The organism is Actinomyces lilanjuaniae (genome assembly GCF_003606385.1).
Taxonomy (GTDB): Bacteria; Actinomycetota; Actinomycetes; order Actinomycetales; family Actinomycetaceae; genus Actinomyces; species Actinomyces lilanjuaniae.
In genome coordinates this window covers 2,086,905-2,102,148 of the sequence record NZ_CP032514.1, presented here as the reverse complement: position 1 = coordinate 2,102,148, position 15,244 = coordinate 2,086,905, and the positions used below count along the sequence as shown (strand labels likewise).

11 protein-coding genes are annotated in these 15,244 nt (G+C 66.3%); 1 reads left to right on the top strand and 10 read right to left on the bottom strand.

Annotation, left to right across the window (positions count from 1 at the left end):
* Window positions 1-11: 11 nt before the first annotated feature.
* The 4 genes from D5R93_RS09025 to D5R93_RS09010 all read right to left on the bottom strand — a co-directional run bounded on the left by D5R93_RS09025 (window position 12) and on the right by D5R93_RS09010 (window position 5,430).
* Window positions 12-1,409, bottom strand: coding sequence for a lipopolysaccharide biosynthesis protein (locus D5R93_RS09025; protein WP_162933895.1), 1,398 nt, complete (start codon window positions 1,407-1,409; stop codon window positions 12-14).
* Window positions 1,406-2,476: a glycosyltransferase gene (locus D5R93_RS09020; protein ID WP_119836164.1), complete on the bottom strand. Its 1,071-nt coding sequence runs from the start codon at window positions 2,474-2,476 to the stop codon at window positions 1,406-1,408. Before D5R93_RS09020 ends, D5R93_RS09025 begins: the two co-directional genes overlap by 4 nt.
* 192 nt (window positions 2,477-2,668) lie before the next feature.
* The gene (locus D5R93_RS09015) at window positions 2,669-4,279 is read right to left on the bottom strand and encodes an O-antigen polysaccharide polymerase Wzy family protein (RefSeq protein WP_162933894.1); all 1,611 of its coding nucleotides are present in this window, start codon (window positions 4,277-4,279) and stop codon (window positions 2,669-2,671) included.
* Window positions 4,240-5,430 carry a DegT/DnrJ/EryC1/StrS family aminotransferase gene (locus D5R93_RS09010; RefSeq protein WP_120204817.1) on the bottom strand — a complete coding sequence of 397 codons (1,191 nt, stop codon included), beginning with the start codon at window positions 5,428-5,430 and terminating at the stop codon, window positions 4,240-4,242. The genes D5R93_RS09015 and D5R93_RS09010 overlap by 40 nt, the downstream gene beginning before the upstream one ends.
* Window positions 5,431-5,782: 352 nt before the next feature.
* Here D5R93_RS09010 and D5R93_RS09005 point away from each other — a divergent pair, with 352 nt between their 5' ends.
* Complete coding sequence (locus tag D5R93_RS09005) at window positions 5,783-6,238, top strand: hypothetical protein (RefSeq protein ID WP_162933893.1); 456 nt, start codon at window positions 5,783-5,785, stop codon at window positions 6,236-6,238.
* Window positions 6,239-6,276: 38 nt separating this feature from the next.
* Here D5R93_RS09005 and D5R93_RS09000 read toward each other — a convergent pair whose 3' ends face one another.
* The 6 genes from D5R93_RS09000 to D5R93_RS13320 form a co-directional block, all read right to left on the bottom strand.
* Entirely contained in the window at window positions 6,277-7,578 is a 1,302-nt protein-coding gene (locus D5R93_RS09000) for a tyrosine-protein kinase domain-containing protein (protein WP_119836160.1), read from the bottom strand.
* Window positions 7,579-7,647: 69 nt separating this feature from the next.
* Window positions 7,648-9,516 (bottom strand): nucleoside-diphosphate sugar epimerase/dehydratase, encoded by a 1,869-nt coding sequence (locus D5R93_RS08995; protein WP_120204814.1) that lies wholly within the window; start codon window positions 9,514-9,516, stop codon window positions 7,648-7,650.
* An 831-nt stretch (window positions 9,517-10,347) separates the two neighbouring features.
* Window positions 10,348-11,592: a glycosyltransferase gene (locus tag D5R93_RS08990; protein ID WP_120204812.1), complete on the bottom strand. Its 1,245-nt coding sequence runs from the start codon at window positions 11,590-11,592 to the stop codon at window positions 10,348-10,350.
* Window positions 11,589-12,890 (bottom strand): ATP-grasp domain-containing protein, encoded by a 1,302-nt coding sequence (locus tag D5R93_RS08985; protein ID WP_119836157.1) that lies wholly within the window; start codon window positions 12,888-12,890, stop codon window positions 11,589-11,591. The genes D5R93_RS08990 and D5R93_RS08985 overlap by 4 nt, the downstream gene beginning before the upstream one ends.
* Window positions 12,887-14,143, bottom strand: coding sequence for an ATP-grasp domain-containing protein (locus D5R93_RS08980; protein ID WP_120204809.1), 1,257 nt, complete (start codon window positions 14,141-14,143; stop codon window positions 12,887-12,889). The genes D5R93_RS08985 and D5R93_RS08980 overlap by 4 nt, the downstream gene beginning before the upstream one ends.
* A complete protein-coding gene (locus D5R93_RS13320) occupies window positions 14,140-14,814 on the bottom strand; it encodes a sugar transferase (protein WP_162933892.1) in 675 nt (224 codons plus the stop codon). Before D5R93_RS13320 ends, D5R93_RS08980 begins: the two co-directional genes overlap by 4 nt.
* Window positions 14,815-15,244 lie beyond the last annotated feature (430 nt).

The following is a 15,244-nucleotide window of genomic DNA, read 5'->3' as shown; positions in this document are numbered from 1 at the left end:
GCAGCTGTCTGTCACAGACTTGTTCTCCGTCCATCTCGCTCGTTGCGGGTCATGCGCACCAGGGCGTACCCGCAGGCGGCCAGGACGACGACGCCCATAAGGACATTGGCATAGGTGCCGCCGAGCTGGAAGACCAGCATGGAGGTTAAGACCACGCCAATGGCGGCAGAAGGTCCCCGGTAGTCCACTCGCATGCCGATCTCTCTGCGAAGACGGTAGAGCATGTAGGCGATACCTGAGCTGTAGCCGACAACGGTGGACAGGCAGGCACCGACGAGGCCTCCCAACTGGACCATGGGTACGACACACACCATGTTGACCGCCCCCGCGATCCCGATGGCCCACAGGGTCTCCCTGTTCTTCTCGATCGCGTAGAAGATGTTCACCATGAAGTTGGAGTACCCGCTGAGCGTTGACACAGCGAGAGCAAACGGGACGACCGTCATCGCCTGCGAGTACTGGGGGTCAGTGACCAGCGGGAACACGATCTTCATAGCAGGGACAAGCAGGGCCAGGCCTAGGAACAGCGCCGTTCCGTAGACAGCCGTGGCGCGCCCGAAGAACTCGCTATGTGCCCGCGACCTCTCAAAGGCGAGGTCCTGCCAGGCGTAGGTCATGGCCATGATGACGAGCATCATGACTGAGCCGAAGCGCATGGCAATGGCGAACAGGCCGTTCTGGGACAGGTCAAGGACCGCGCCAACCACGGCACGGTTCATGGAGTTGATGGTCCAGTAGACGAGGGCGTTGAGCCCAACCGGTACGGCCAGGACCAGCATGGACCTGGCTGAGGGCACCACTGCCCACCCCCAGTCGCTGGTCAGCATCTTTCTCAGGACCCCCGCGCGGAGTTCGATATAGGCGATCTCGCACAAAAAGGCGACGATCGTGGACACGTAGAGGGCTCGGAAGTCCCAGGAGAGACCGACCAGAAGAAGGACGTTCATGGCCATCATGACTAGGGAGGCGATCACCCCGGAGATGGCGTAGTCCCAGTTGCGCCTCATACCGCGGCAGGCGTGCTTGTACACGTACTCGATGTTCTGGACGATGCCAAGGAGTGCGATCAGGCCGATGTACCTGATGTCGAGCAGCAGCGTCGTGGCGACAAGAAGCAGTATATAGGCGGCTGTCGAGCCGAGGAATACAAGCGACCCCGCCTGCAGCGCCCGGACCTCCTCCTTCCTGCTCTTGTACATCTGTCTCAGGATGACCACCCATATGTTCAGGAAGAGCCCTTCACATATAACGGTCAGGTAGGTGATGCTGAGATCGTAGTAGCCGAAGTCGGCGGGAGGGACGACCGCCGTGTACAGCGGGAGCATGATGAAGGCGATCAGCTTTGACAGGACTGTTCCCAGTACAAAGATTCCTGAGTTCCTCAGGAACCGCCATAGCGTCCCCATCACGACTCCTTCGGTGTATCTGCTGCGAGAAGCTCCTGAAACCGGGGAAGTGCGGTTCCGGCGTCGAACGGTGAGCCCTTGACGGCATTTGGTCGCCTGGGTGACGCGCCGGGATCCACGGCTGCGATAGCCTGAGCCCACGGCGCAGGCCCCCTTGCCAGGTCCAGTACCGTGACCTGTCCGCCGACCTGTGCGCTGGTGCTGACTGCTTGTGACAGGAGCAGCGGCAGCCCGGCCGCCTGGGCCTCAAGCGCTGTGTAGGGCAGGCCCTCAAAGGTCGAGGGAAGAATCATGACGTCCGCAGCCTGCAGGAGGTCAGGTACGTCCTTGCGGGGGCCTAGAAAAGTGACCATGTGGTCGAGGGACATCCTCTGGACGTCAGCAGCGAGGTTCTCACGGTAGGGCCCGTCACCGCACAGGAGCAGCTGGGCGCGTACCCCCATGGCTCGTAGCTCCTCCATAATGCGAAGGTCGAAGGCGTGGTTCTTTGCCGGCCCCAGTCGTGCGACGTGGACAACGGCTCTCTCCTGAGGGTGCAGCCCCAGTTGCCTGCGCACGCGGGCACGCCGGTCCGCGTCGAAGGAGAAGGGGTCTGGGTCGAAGATGTTGGGAACGAACGTCCACGCCGTGTCGCCGAAGAGCCACTGTGCCGCCTCCGCCGAGCAGGCGTAGCGGCGATTTGCGTACAGACCGGTGAGTGGGCGCTGGAGGTGGTGAAGTATACCTGACACCCTCCCCGACATATTTGCCGACGAGTGGGAGTGAAGTACTCGCACTGGTACTCCGACTGCCCTGGCGGCGACAAGAGGCTCGATACTGCTGATAACCGTCTGGTGGAGCCACACGGCGTGAAAGCCTCCTGTGCGCACCAGCCGGGATACTGCGCGCACGTAGCCTATGGGGTGCTGCCGCCTTGCGGGGACCCTGGCTATCCTGGCGCCGAGCGCCAGGAGCTCCTCCTGGTGTGCCACGTCGTCACGGTCCACCAGGAAGGTAAAGCTGTAGCTGTCCTTGAGCAGGCGGAACGCGGAGAGGATAAACGCCTCCTTGCCTCCGGCGTTCTCGGTCATGCCGCCGACAAGCACCCGGAGACGGTCTGGTGAGCTAGATGACGAGGCCTGAGCCACGTGGCGTACCTTCTTTCTGGAGCTTTCTGGAGCTTTCTGGGGACTTGTCGAGGCTGGAACTGGAAGGTGTACCCTCTGGGCGCTCTGCGGAAGCCAGACGTGCGGACGTGGTGGGAGCTGCTGTGCTGCTGCGTCCTACGCTGTCCTGCCACGTTGCCTGAGGAGCCGCCTGCGGGGCCGGTAGCCGATCTGTCTCCTGCTTCTGAGGGTCTCCATGCCGCGGGATATCCACACGACCCCGACTATGGTGGCCAGCGCCATGATCGTGGTCGGGGCCACCAGGACGCCGATGAAGTCAGCGGCCGGGCCGCGGGGCAGCCATATCAGTGACGGAAGCATGAGCATGCGCAGGGAGTTGGAGATGTAGGAGGTGCTGGCCAGCCCGTCGACGTAGCGCAGCACGGCACCGACGACGAGGGCGAGGCCGAGGACGCCAGCCATCCCGTACTGGACGTAGCCCTCGGCAAGGTAGGACGTCCCGGTGCTCACCCCGGTCAGGTAGGCATGGTCGCCCAGGGCGATGCGGGACAGTGAGTGCGACAGCGACCCTCCTATCTCTGCCCGCTCGAAGGAGTTTCCTTGCAGGGAGGGTAGGCCGAGGAGACGTCCGACCAGGCCGTAGTGGGCGAAGTAGGCCAGGTAGAACTGCTCGGGGAGGCGGTCGCCGAACACCACGACGTTGTCGATGACCCGCACGGAGACCCCCTGGTTGTAGAGGAACTCCACGATGGAAGAGGAGCTGCCGTTGCCACGGAGGCTCTCCATAGCCGTGAACAGGAGCATCAGGGCCGCGGCGCTCAGGGAAGCGGTCAGGGCCGTGCGCCGGGTAAACCATCCCTTACCCGGGTCTATCCGGTTGCGCAGAACGACGTAGCACACGACGATGATTGCGAACACGGTGAACTCCCGGCGCACACCCACCATGAGGTACAGGCTCTTGATGACGGCCAGCAGGGACGTGGGCAGGATCATCTCGTTGCGCGACGGCATCGTGGCCAGGTAGATGAGGTAGGCGATAAACGCGAAGTCGGAGGAGTACTCCCCGAGCAGGTTGAGGATCCCCGAGTTCTGGTCGATGTAGTCGGTGGTGTAGAGGCTGAGGTACCCCGAGATGCCGGTCCTGGCGATCGTGGAGACCAGCCAGAACGTGCTGATCGGAAAGCTGAGGACAATGACGGCCAAGGAGGCGGACCTGACGTGTGCCCGGTCGTGCAGCGCCTGGGCAGCCCACGACCGGGCACGTATGACGGCTGCCCTGCCGCGCTGGCTGCTGCTGCGTGCGGCGGCGACGTAGCGTGGCATCCCGGGGAGGCCGGCAAGGAAGTACCCTGCTGCGGATGCTGCCAGACCAACCAGAAGAATAGTGACGGTCGTCGGAAGCGCGGCGGGCTCGGCGCGCGAGGAGGAGTAGTGAAAGACTCGCTCCAAGGTCGCCTGGCTGAGAAGCAGCAGGAAGAAGGAGACAAGGAACCCGCTGAAGAACACGGAGCGCCGTCGAGGGCTCAGGCTGTACAAGAGCAGGTTGAGCCACAGGAACAGCAGGCCGCCCCACCGCCAGTCGCACTGCCCCCACAAGATCATAAAGGTCAGGGCCAGGTTCGCGGTCAGGACCCTGAGCGCCCGCTGGCCCGGGGGCGCCTGCCTACTGGCTGACGGAGCTGCGGTGGTGCTGCGTGGTACCAGGGAGGACCTAGGCGCGAGCAGGCTCATCGTGATCCTGGCAGTGCCGTACGTGCTGCGTGGCACACCCGGGCGATGTCGTCGTCGGTCAGTGCCATGTGCAGGGGCAGGGTCACCTCCGTGGCGTAGAAGGAGGCCGCGTGCGGGTACCGGCTGATGTCGAGGCCGAGCCTCTTGTAGGCAGTCAGCATGGGCAGTGGCTTGTAGTGGACGTTTGTCGCGACACCACAGTGCCGCATCTGGTCGATGAAGGCGTTGCGCTCCTCGACGCCAGGCACGGGAAGCGTAGCGATCGCAAGGTGAGCGCTGGATCGCAGTCCGGGCTGCTGGTGGGGGAGCAGGGTGATACCGGTGTCGCTGAGCCCTTCCTGGTACAGCGACACCATCTCCAGCCGACGTTCGACAATACTGTCATAGCGTGCCAGCTGGGACAGCCCCAGCGCGGCCAGGACGTCGGGCATGTTGGCCTTCCAGCCCAGGACCTCGATGTCGTACTCCCACGACGTCCCCGTGGTCTTGGCTAGTGCGTCCTTGGACTGACCGTGAAGGGACAGCAGGCGCAGCGAGCGCTCGATGTCGTCGTGGTCGGCGGGCAGCCCGGTGCGCCACTGCAGCGCCCCGCCCTCGGCGGTGGTCAGGTTCTTGACGGCGTGAAAGGAAAAGGCAGTAAGATCTGCCACCTCGCCCACGGCAGCGTGGTCCAGGCGCGCTCCCAGGGAGTGGGCGGCGTCGGCAATGAGGACTGGACGATCCAGCCGCTGCTGCAGGCCCCCGGCACGGCTGCCCTGCCCGGTGAGGGCTTCAGCCAGGGGCCTGGTGTCGAAAGGGACACCGGCCAGGTCGACGGTGATGACGGCCTTGGTCCTGGGTGATACAGCAGCGAGAACTCGCTCGGGCGAGGGGGTGCAGGAGCCTGGCTCGGTGTCCACCACGACGATGGACGCACCCACGTGGTGGACCACGGCGGCGGTGGCTGTGTAGGTGTAGGCGGGGACGATAACCTCGTCGCCGGGGCCGACGTCGCACAGTCTCAGGGCCAGCTCGAGAGCGGCCGTCGCCGAGCTGAGGGTCACGGTGCCTGCGCAGCCGGTGTAGGCCGTCAGGGCGGCCTCGAACTCGCGCCCGACGGGGCCTGTCGTGATCCAGCCGGAGCGCAGTACCGAGACGACAGCCTCAATGTCGTCCTCGGTCAGGGTAGGTGGGGAGAATGGGATCATGACGTCACTCCTCAGTCGGTGTCGGTGCTGGATGCTGCCTCGTGGGTGTCCTCACCATGGGCGGCCCAGGACGGGCACGGCTGCGGGGACGCCTCAGTGCTGGCACGGAGCGGTGACGACGTTGTCTGACTGTGCTGATCTCGATCGGATGTCTCCGTTCATGTTGCGGTGGTTGCTGCGGAGCCGGTGCTATAGCATCTTCTCGGTTTGGCCATAGGTCTTGGCCGCACCATGTATGACGTGTACGAAGGAAGCTCTGCACTATGGGTAGACGGGCGCTCGCGGTGGTTGGGCTGCAGCCTGCCGCGGCAGGCTGCAGCGACAGCCAGGACATCTGGGACGGGACACGGGGATGAGCGTGACACCGTCGGCACAGCCACCACAGGCAGTATCGCCAGGACACAGCGGAGTCAGAGGCGGCGTGGTGGCGGCGCCCGCGTCGGTACCAGGCAGGCCCGCGCGCCGTGCGGAGCGGACCTTTCACGTGCTTGTTGTCGCACAGGGCGACTGTGGCCCGCTCCTGGAGACAGCTGCCGAGGCGGCTCAGGTCCTGCGTCGGCTCGGTGTCGACGTGCGTGTCAGGGCGCGTGGCCTCCCCGGCGTCGACAGCGCCTGCCTGCAGTGGGCCGACAGTGTCCTCCTGCAGCAGGCCCGCCCCGACGGGGCTGCCAGTGCCGCGCAGGTCAGTGCGTGGATCGGGGCGGTCCAGGACTCCGGCAGGACCGTCGTGTGCTGCCAGCCCGGGGAGCCCGACAGCCTTGCCCTGCGGTGGCTGGCAGGAGGGACCGGAGTCACCCCTGCGGGGTAGCCCCCGGTCGACCGTCCCGACCGTGTCGCGATCGTTCCTCATGCCGCCTCGTTGAACTCTCCGTACCGTACCCGCGACAGGAACGACGAGGGCACGTCGTTGAGCACGACCCCGCTTATCTCGTGGCTCTCGCGTCGCAGGGCCTCGGTGGCGTGCTCCAGCTGGTCGGTCGTGGTCTGCTTGAAGCGGGCGACGACGACGATGCGGTCGACCAGCCGGGAGACGAGAAGGCCCTCGGCACCTGGGTAGAGGGCGGGTCCGGCGACAATGACGCAGCGGTCCCGGGACAGCACCGACAAGGCCTCCTCCATACGAGGGGATGCCAGCAGTGCTGTCGGGTCCGAGGCGGCGGCTCCAGCCTTCATCACCAGAAGACCTGGCACCTCGGAGCCTGCTACGGCGTCACTCAGGCGGCTCTTGCCCTGGAGCACCTCCGACAGGCCCGGTTCTGTCAGGGGGCGTCCCGTCTCTGTGCTGCGCATCCTGGCATCGACCAGGACGGTGGGCTGGCCGGCCAGCGCCGTGGCTCGTGCCAGCTCCAGGGCAACTTTCCAGGCACCGCAGTCTCCGGCAGCCGAGGCTACTAGCACCGTGCGAGCAGGCAGGCGTCCCGAGCCTGTGTAGAGCACCAGCTCTCGGATCCTGGCCAGCAGGCGGTCCGTGTCCCGTGTCAGCTTGACAGGAAGGGCACCTAGTGCAGGAGACTCAGCAGCGCGTGAAGCCTCTCCGATGCTCTGAAGGCGGTTGTCCATGACCGAGGCCCCGAACACGAGGAGGAAGCCCACCAGAAGGCCCCCGACGGCTCCGAGGCCGATGTAGCGCCCCGGTGAGGGGCTGACGGACACGCCCGAGAGCTCCGCCGACGCCAGGGGGACGACTGTCACGGGTGACACCTCGCCCTCCAGCCCCCTGATCTCCTCCGCTGAGTGAGTAATCACGGCGTCGGCGATCTGCAGGGCGTCCTCCCGGGAGGAGGCTGTCACCGTCACGTTGATTGTTACCGTACCGGTGACGTTGGTGGCCGTGATGTTGGAGGCCAGCTGCTCCGGTGTCTCGTCGAGACCCAGGTCGTTGATGACTGCCTGGGCCAGCCGTGTCGAGGTGAAGATCGGGACGACAGCGGTTGCCTTCTTCTCCGCGAGGTCGGCTGCGTCGGAGTACCTCGTCGTCATGGTGTCCTCGTCACTGACGGCGACGGACACGTAGGCGCTTGAGCTGGCGGTGTAGGTGGTGGGCGTGAGGTAGAGGAGCCCGGCTGCCACGAGGACGCCTAGCACGGGCAGCAGGAGGACTGTGCCGATGCGTCGCCGTGCCAGCGCGAGAAGATCCCAGAGTTCCATGGTCGAGGTCAGGTCCTGTTCTGTGGGTCCGTGTCGTGGAGGTGCAGGTGGCGGGGCAACGGGGCGGAGTTAGTGCGAGACTGCCTCGTGCGACATGGCGACAGGCTGGGCCTGCTCCTCCTGCTGTGCGGCGGTGATGTCCTTGGCGTCCTTCTCGACGTGCCTGGCGTCGGCCGCAGCGCCGTAGGCCCACTCCCGGACTGTGTCGAGCCTGTGCGGGGCGACCGGCTCCACCCGTACGTGGCTGATAAGAGGGTGGAAGGGGCGGATGCCGTCCTCGTCGGTGGCGATGAGGTCCTCAGACAGCTTCTCGCCCGGTCGCAGGCCGGTGAACTCGACCTCCACGTCGTTGCCCGACTGGGCGATGAGCCTCTGGGCGACGTCAAGGATCCGGACGGGCTCCCCCATGTCCAGGACCATCGTGTCCCCAGGGCGGCCGATGGCTCCGGCGTGGAGGACCAGCTGGCACGCCTCGGGGATAGTCATGAAGTACCTCTCCACCCGCGGGTCGGTCACCGTGACGGGGCCGCCGCTGTCGATCTGGTGCTTGAAGGTCCACAGCATCGAGCCGCGTGAGCCCAGGACGTTGCCGAACCGGACCGAGACGAAGCGCAGCCCGTTCTCCAGGGCGATAGAGGTGGTCATCTGCTCGGCGACGTGCTTCGTGCGCCCCAGGACCGAGGTTGGGTCGGCCGCCTTGTCAGTGGAGATGTTGACCAGGGTCGTCACGGCTGTCTCCTCGGAGAGCTCCAGGACGTTCTTCGTGCCAAGCACGTTGGTCTTCCACCCCTCGTCAGGGTACTGCTCCAGCAGCGGCAGGTGCTTGAGGGCCGCGGCGTGGAAGACCACCTCGGGACGGTGCTCCTGGAACACCTGGCGCAGGGCCTCCTTGTCACGGATGTCGCACAGGACGATGTCCCGCGTGTCCAGCAGGCCCTTGTTGTAGATGTCCAGCTGGATCGTGTGGAGAGCGGACTCGTCACGGTCGAGCAGCACAAGGTCCCGTGGGCCGATACGGTGCAGCTGGCGGGCGATCTCGGACCCGATCGACCCCCCTGCGCCGGTGACCAGCACCGACCTGCCCGCGACGTAGTCGCTGATCCTTGACAGGTCGATGTGGACCTCGCGCCTGCCCAGCACGTCGGTCAGGTCGATGTCCTTGATGTCTGAGAACTGGATCCGGCGTCGGGCGATCTCGCGCACCGGCACGATGGTCATCGTCTTGATCCCGTTGCGGGCGCACTCCTGCGTGACCTGCTTGAGCCGCTCAGTGGGAAGGTCGGCGATCGCGATGATCACGGTGCGTACGTCCTTCTGCTGGCAGCAGGAGACCAGCGAGTCGATGGTGCCCAGGACAGGCACGCCGTGCAGACGCAGGTACTTCTTCGTCGTGTCGTCGTCGACCAGACCGACAGGGACGAAGGGGGATGCGGCGTCGTTCTTGGTCAGGCGGACGATCTGCCCGCCGACCTCCCCGGCTCCCAGGATGATGACCCGGTCCCGGTTGTGCGCGGCGCGCTGGTAGGCCTGTGCCCTGGCGTAGGTACGGCTCACCCGCACGGTGAAGCGTGCCAGCAGGGCGATAGCCAGGCTGGCCCAGGGGATCGCCACGATGGCGAGCACAGAGACTGTCTGGTTGGTGGCGGCTGACCACATGGTGACGGCTAGTGCGCCTGCCAGCGTGGCGACGGCGTACTGGCAGGCAAGCGCGGTGGCCTCCTCGAAGGAGGCGGTGCGGAACCGCCTCCGGTAGGTGAGCAGGACCAGTCTCCCCAGCAGCAGGTTTGTTGCCGCTGCGGTGAGCAGGAACACGATGATGGCGACGGTAGGGAGGGCTGCTGGGGTGGTATTGAGGCCGTGCACCATGAGCCCCGACACGATCCAGCCCAGTGTGTCGGTCGTCGGGGCGATGACGGCCTGCCTGTTGCTGATCCTCATCTGCTGAATACTCGCTTTCGGGTCCCGGGTCGCCTGGTGGCGACCTGCGCTGTGTGCTGCTGCGCTCCGGGTGCATAGCGTGCCGACGACCGGCAGGGTCCGGTCGGGGCGGCCGGGCAGCGCCAGGAAGGGGGCAGTAACATCACCATAACTATGTCACACTTTCTGGGTGGGGCAATGTATCTGTCTGGGAGAAGTCCGACAGCGGTGTTCTATGCGGCCCTTGACCGGCTGATCTGCGTGAAGAACGTCCTGCTGGTACCTGGATTCATTCACGGCGCTTCTCTCGCGGTGATGTCCGTGGTGTTTTTTGCCACACCGTTGTGCCGCGAGGGTCTCCTGGCTCTCGGTTTCGGCAGGTCGGCTCCTTCTGCCGCTGTTACTCCCGCCTTGGCGCCCCTACGTCTGGTGCTGTCGTTCGGGCTGTGCCCGCCGGGCTCCTGTCGGCGTGTCGCGCCAGACTAAAACGGGTGCACCTGCTCCTGTCGCCGGGTCTGACCCTATCAGCAGTTCAATGGTCGAGTGTTCTCTCTGGAAATTTTGAGCGTTATTTCAGTGGGCGGTCACGGAATTGTGTTTCATGCCCCACTGGTCGCATTTCCGGTTGAGGAAACCTCTAAATGTGGCGGTTGCCTGGTCCGCTCTCCTGCTGATCAAGTGTCGATGAAAAGAATGCGGTGTGATGCCTGTCTTTGCTTGTGCGGGTTGTTTAGCGGGCACCGTATCTGGAAGGATCTGACAGCTGTGCCCTGGTTGTGGTGGTGGAATCCGCGGGCGTTGTGCAGGTGCTGCTGCTACAAGCCGGGTGGGGACAGCCGCCACCCTGGGGTGCTACCGGTGGCTGAGCCCCGTGAGCTCCGCCGCGAAGGTCGTGTACAGGTGCCGAGCGTCGCAACGCTCCTGCCAGGTACGGCGGGCCGCCTGGCGCAGCCGCGTGTAGTCACCGTCATCCATGGTGGCTATGCGCTCCACGGCCTGTCGGACCTGCTCGGGGGAGGGGTCGGCGGGAAGCAGGATGCCGTTGACCCCGTCGAGGACGATCTCCCCGGTGCCGCCGACGTCCGTGGCGATGACTGGTATCCCGGTGGACATGGCCTCCATGATTGAGACGGGGACGCCCTCCGAGGAGCTGACGTTGACCAGGACGTGGCGCGCCTGGGCGACGTAGCTCTTGACGAGCTGGGTGTTGCTTACGAAGCCGTGCAGCCTGAGCGACACGTGCGGGGGAAGGAGAGAGCGCGCCCTGTGCTCGAGGCTGTTCCGTAGCGGCCCCTCGCCGAAGTGCTCCCACTCGACAGGGTGCCGGGATCCCGCTAGGGCCTCGAGGAGGAGCTCGAGACGCTTGACCGGGGTGATGGTGGAGCAGCTGACAACCCTCAGGGGGGACCGTGACGGCCACTGCGACGCGGTGCCGTGGTCGGTGGTGCCCAGTCGCGCAACGACGGTCCTGTCCCCGGCCCAGGGGAACCTGCTGACGAGGTAGTTCCTGCCGTGGTCGGCGATGCAGTAGATCTTTCCCAGGTGGGTGACAGTGTGCTCACGCAGTGGCAGGTACTCCGTAGGTGCCAGCTCCTCGTACAGGTCGGCGCGGTGCGCCCGTGCTACCGAGACTGATCGCGGGAAGTGGCGACGCAGCAGCCAGGCGAGGTAGGGCTGGTAGTTGAAGCGGTAGGAGTAGAACACGATCTCGTCGTCACGGGCGCCTGCCTGCCTCAGGAGACGACGGCAGACCCGGGCCTCGTGGTGGGCGCGGCTGAGGAACACGAACAGGGTCACCACCCGTGCGGCGCTGAGGCGCCCGGTGCGGCGCAGATGACGCAGCTCCTTGTAGAGGTTGACGTCTGGCAGGACGCGAATGGAGGCCAGCAGGTAGAAGACCCGGGACCGGAAGGCGATCGGGTGTGCCCGCATGCTGGCGTAGGGCAGTGAGCGCCTGCGCAGCCGCTGGTCCGCACGCACCGACAGGGACATGACCTCGACCGCGTCGAAGCTGTCCATGTACTCCAGCTCGGTCTCCAGGAAGGTCTCCCAGGTGCCGAAGGGGAAGGCGTTGGCAAGAAGGACCAGGCGCCTCATGACCGTGTCCCCGGCGTGGAGACTGTCTCACCTGTCCGTGCACCTGTTCCCGCATTGTCCGTGGCCAGGACCACCTGCGCGTCAATGTAGGCGGCACGCTCGCGGCACTCTGCCAGGGTGGATCCTCGAACCACCACCTGGCCCAGACAGTCGTTGGAGGAGGTGAACCCCTCCAGGACGTCGCCCACGTTCGTGAAGACCTGCAGGTCGGTGACCCACCCGGGCAGCCTGTCGGGACGGTGGATGCCGGTGACGGTGCCCCGGGCATCGGCGTCGATGAGCATGATGGCCAGCGCAGCGCCGTCCCAGGGGGAGCGGCCCCGCCACGTCTCCAGCACGTCAAGGTCCAGCGCCTCGCGAGCGACCATCTCGTAGTAGTCCAGGCCGTAGACCGTCGACATGAGCTCGGGCAGGCCGTTGGCGCCGGCACGTCCAGTCAGCTCGATGAGGTGCACGACGCCGTCGCATTCCATGAGGTCGACGTTGACCGCGCAGTTACGCAGACCTAGAGCGCTGACGGCCTGCCGGACGACTCGGTCGGCCTGCTCCAGCAGCCCAGGGTCGGCCTCCATGGGGACGTGGTGGCCCACAGGTACGGGCACCTCTCCCGGAGCGAGGTCGTCACCGTGGACGGTGACGTGGAGCACCTGGTCGTCGTGGACGAAGGCCTGTGCGCCGAACTCGCGTCCTGTCAGGAGACGCTCGATGATGACGCGTCCGCTTCTGCTGAGGCTGGCGGCTGTGCTCCAGGCCTGTGCCGCCTCCTGAGGCGTGTCCACCATGAAGACTCCGCTGGAGCCCTGAAGGTCGGTGGCCTTGACTACTGCGGGCAGGCCAGTGCGTTCCAGCGCGGGACCAACCTGCTCACAGGAGGAGACCGCCACGTAGGCTGCTGTCGGGACACCCGCCTGCGCCAGCCGCTTCTTCATCGCCAGCTTGTCGGAGCACAGGCGTGCGGCCTGGCGGCTCAGGCCTCGCAGTCCCAGGGTGTCCGCCACCGCGCCCAGAGCCTCCAGCCCGGTGTCCAGGCAGCTGGTGGCGACCGCGTCGACCCCGGCCTGCCGGGCGGCATCCACGACGTCGTCGACAGCGAGGATGTCAGCGGCCAGGACCTCGTCGGCCTCGGCGATCCCGGGCAGGTGCGGCTCGACGCGGGTGGCGACGACCGCGGTGGCTCCCAGGCGCCTGACGGCGCGAATGAGGCCGGTCTGCCCGCGTCCCGCGCCGATGACAAGGACGCGGCGCCCTGAGGCCGGGCCCTGGCGTGCTCCCTGGCGGTGCTGTTCTGGGGTGCTCATGGCTGTACCTCCACGGTGATGAGATTCCTGGCCGCCTCGCAGATACGCGCTGCGTCGTCGTGGTCCTTCCCCTGGGCGATGACCACACCGACGCGGTCGGTGCTTGAGTGCAGGCCGCCGATGCGCTGTCCCGCCCGGGCGAGGGGAAGCACCTCTCGCACACCAGGTAGCCCATGTGCCTGGGTGAGGCCACGGAAGCTGACGAGCGTCCCCTGGGGGGCGTCAAGGAAGCGCACCGCCCCGCCCTGCGGTCGCGGCATGGGGGGATCGATGGGCTCCCCGCAGGCCTGGCGCAGCACCAGGCCGATAAAGTCCACCCCGGTGGTCAGCGGGACCAGGTGGGAGGCAACGAAGTCCCCGGCCATTCGTGCGCCCAGCTCGACGAGCCGAGGTCCGGTCGAGGTCAGGATCATCTCGATGTGAGCCGGTCCGTCCGTGATTCCTGTCGCCTCGACCGTGTCCTGGACAAGGCTGGTGACAGCTGCGGTGGTCGGGGCGTCCAGGACAGCGGGCTGTGTGTGCCCGGTCTCAATGAAGTGCGGTGCGCCGGTCGTAGCCTTGTCAGTGAGGGCGACGACATGGGCGGTGCCAGCGATGCACAGGACCTCGCAGCTGATCTCGGGGCCGGTGAGGAGCTCCTCGACTAGGACCTGTCCCGATGGCGAGACGTCCCTGGTGACTCTCCTGGTGTAGTCAAGGGCAGTGGGCAGCTGGTCAGCGGAGCTGACCTGGATGACTCCTCTGCTGCCGGAGGAGTCCAGGGGCTTGAGGATGCAGGGCAGGCCGATCTGGGCAACCGCCTCCTCCAGCTCTGCCATCCCGGAGACGGTCCTGAACGCGGGGTGGGGTAGGGAGGCGTCGGCGAAGGCCTGGGCCATGACCGCCTTGTCAGTACAGGTCAGTGCCGTGGTCGGGGAGACGCCAGGCAGCCCCAGTGCCTGTGCTACAGCGGCAATGGTGCGTACCGGCATGTCGGTACCCACGGTCGCGACGCCGTGGATGTCGTGGGCACGTGCGACGTCGAGGACGGTGTCGATGTCGTTGGTGCTGACGGCGTGGAACTCCTCCGCCAGGCAGACCCCTGGCGCCGCAGGATCCATGTCCACGACAACAGGCCGCATGCCGAGGTCGCGGGCGCGGCGAATCATAGGAACCTGCAGCAGCGAGGCGCCCAGGATCAGGACCCGCTGCCCGTGGTGGTCTGCGGCAGGCGGAGGCGGGCTGCCGGGCAGGCTGCCAGGGGCGGTGGTCATCGGTTCTCCTCGGTGTAGACCTGCTCCCGTGCCAAGACAGTGCGCAGTGTGCGCGCTAGAATCCTCAGGTCCAGGCCCAGGGACAGGTGGTCCACGTAGTAGCAGTCGGCTGCGTAGCGTTCCTCCAGGGAGGAGGAGTTGCGGTAGAAGGCCTGGTTGTAGCCGGTGATCCCCGGTCTCACGGACAGCCGCCGTCGTTCGTCAGGTCCCATGCTCTCCAGGGGCTTGGTGGCGAGGTTGGGGCGGGGGCCGATGAGGCTCATCTCCCCCCTGAGGACGTTGATGATCTGCGGCACCTCATCGACAGAGGTCAGGCGCAGCACCCTGCCCACGCGCGTGACTCTCGAGTCGTGACGGCTGGCCAGCGTAGAGGAGTCCGCGTTGCGTACGTCGCGTGCACCCACGGACATGGAGCGGAACTTGACGATCCTGAAGGGCGTGCCCCGTCGACCCCACCGCTCCTGCCGAAAGAAGACCGGCCCGCGGTCGTCCAGCGCGACGGCAAGACCGACGCCGATGGTGAGTACGCCAAGAGCAGGCAGGGTGGCCACAGCCGCCGCCAGGTCCACGGCGCGCTTTCCGTAGCGGGCGTAGAAGGAGCCTGACTCTGTCCAGGTGGTGCCGGTGCCGCTCGGTCGTGACAGCACGTCCCTTGTGTCGCTGGTGGTCACGTCGCCTGCCTCTCTTGTGCTGGTCCCGTTCGTAGGGGAGTCCCCGCTGCTCCGGCCGTGGCCTGGGGCACCGCGTGCCCCTTGTGCCACAGAGGTGACCGGTTCGTGATAATTCATTGCGAGTGTACACGGAGAAATCTGGAGCGGGCTCAGGGGCAGGAGGCCGACGTCCCGGTGTGTCGTGCCCAGGTGCGTCGGGAGCGACTCCTGCGTCTGCTCCGGGGCTCCGTTGGTGCGGGGAGTGACCGCTGTCGGCACCAGGGCCGACCACGTGCCTGTCCGGCGAGGGCAGTGGGCAGACAAGGGTGGGTAGGGAAGGCTGTCAGAGGGACGCGGCGGTGACGTAGGGTCAGGGAGGTGGCGCGAGGAACGTCCTTGTCCCGGCGTGGCGGCCGCAGCCAGGGCGGGCGGCCCCGAGGAGCTGTGGATC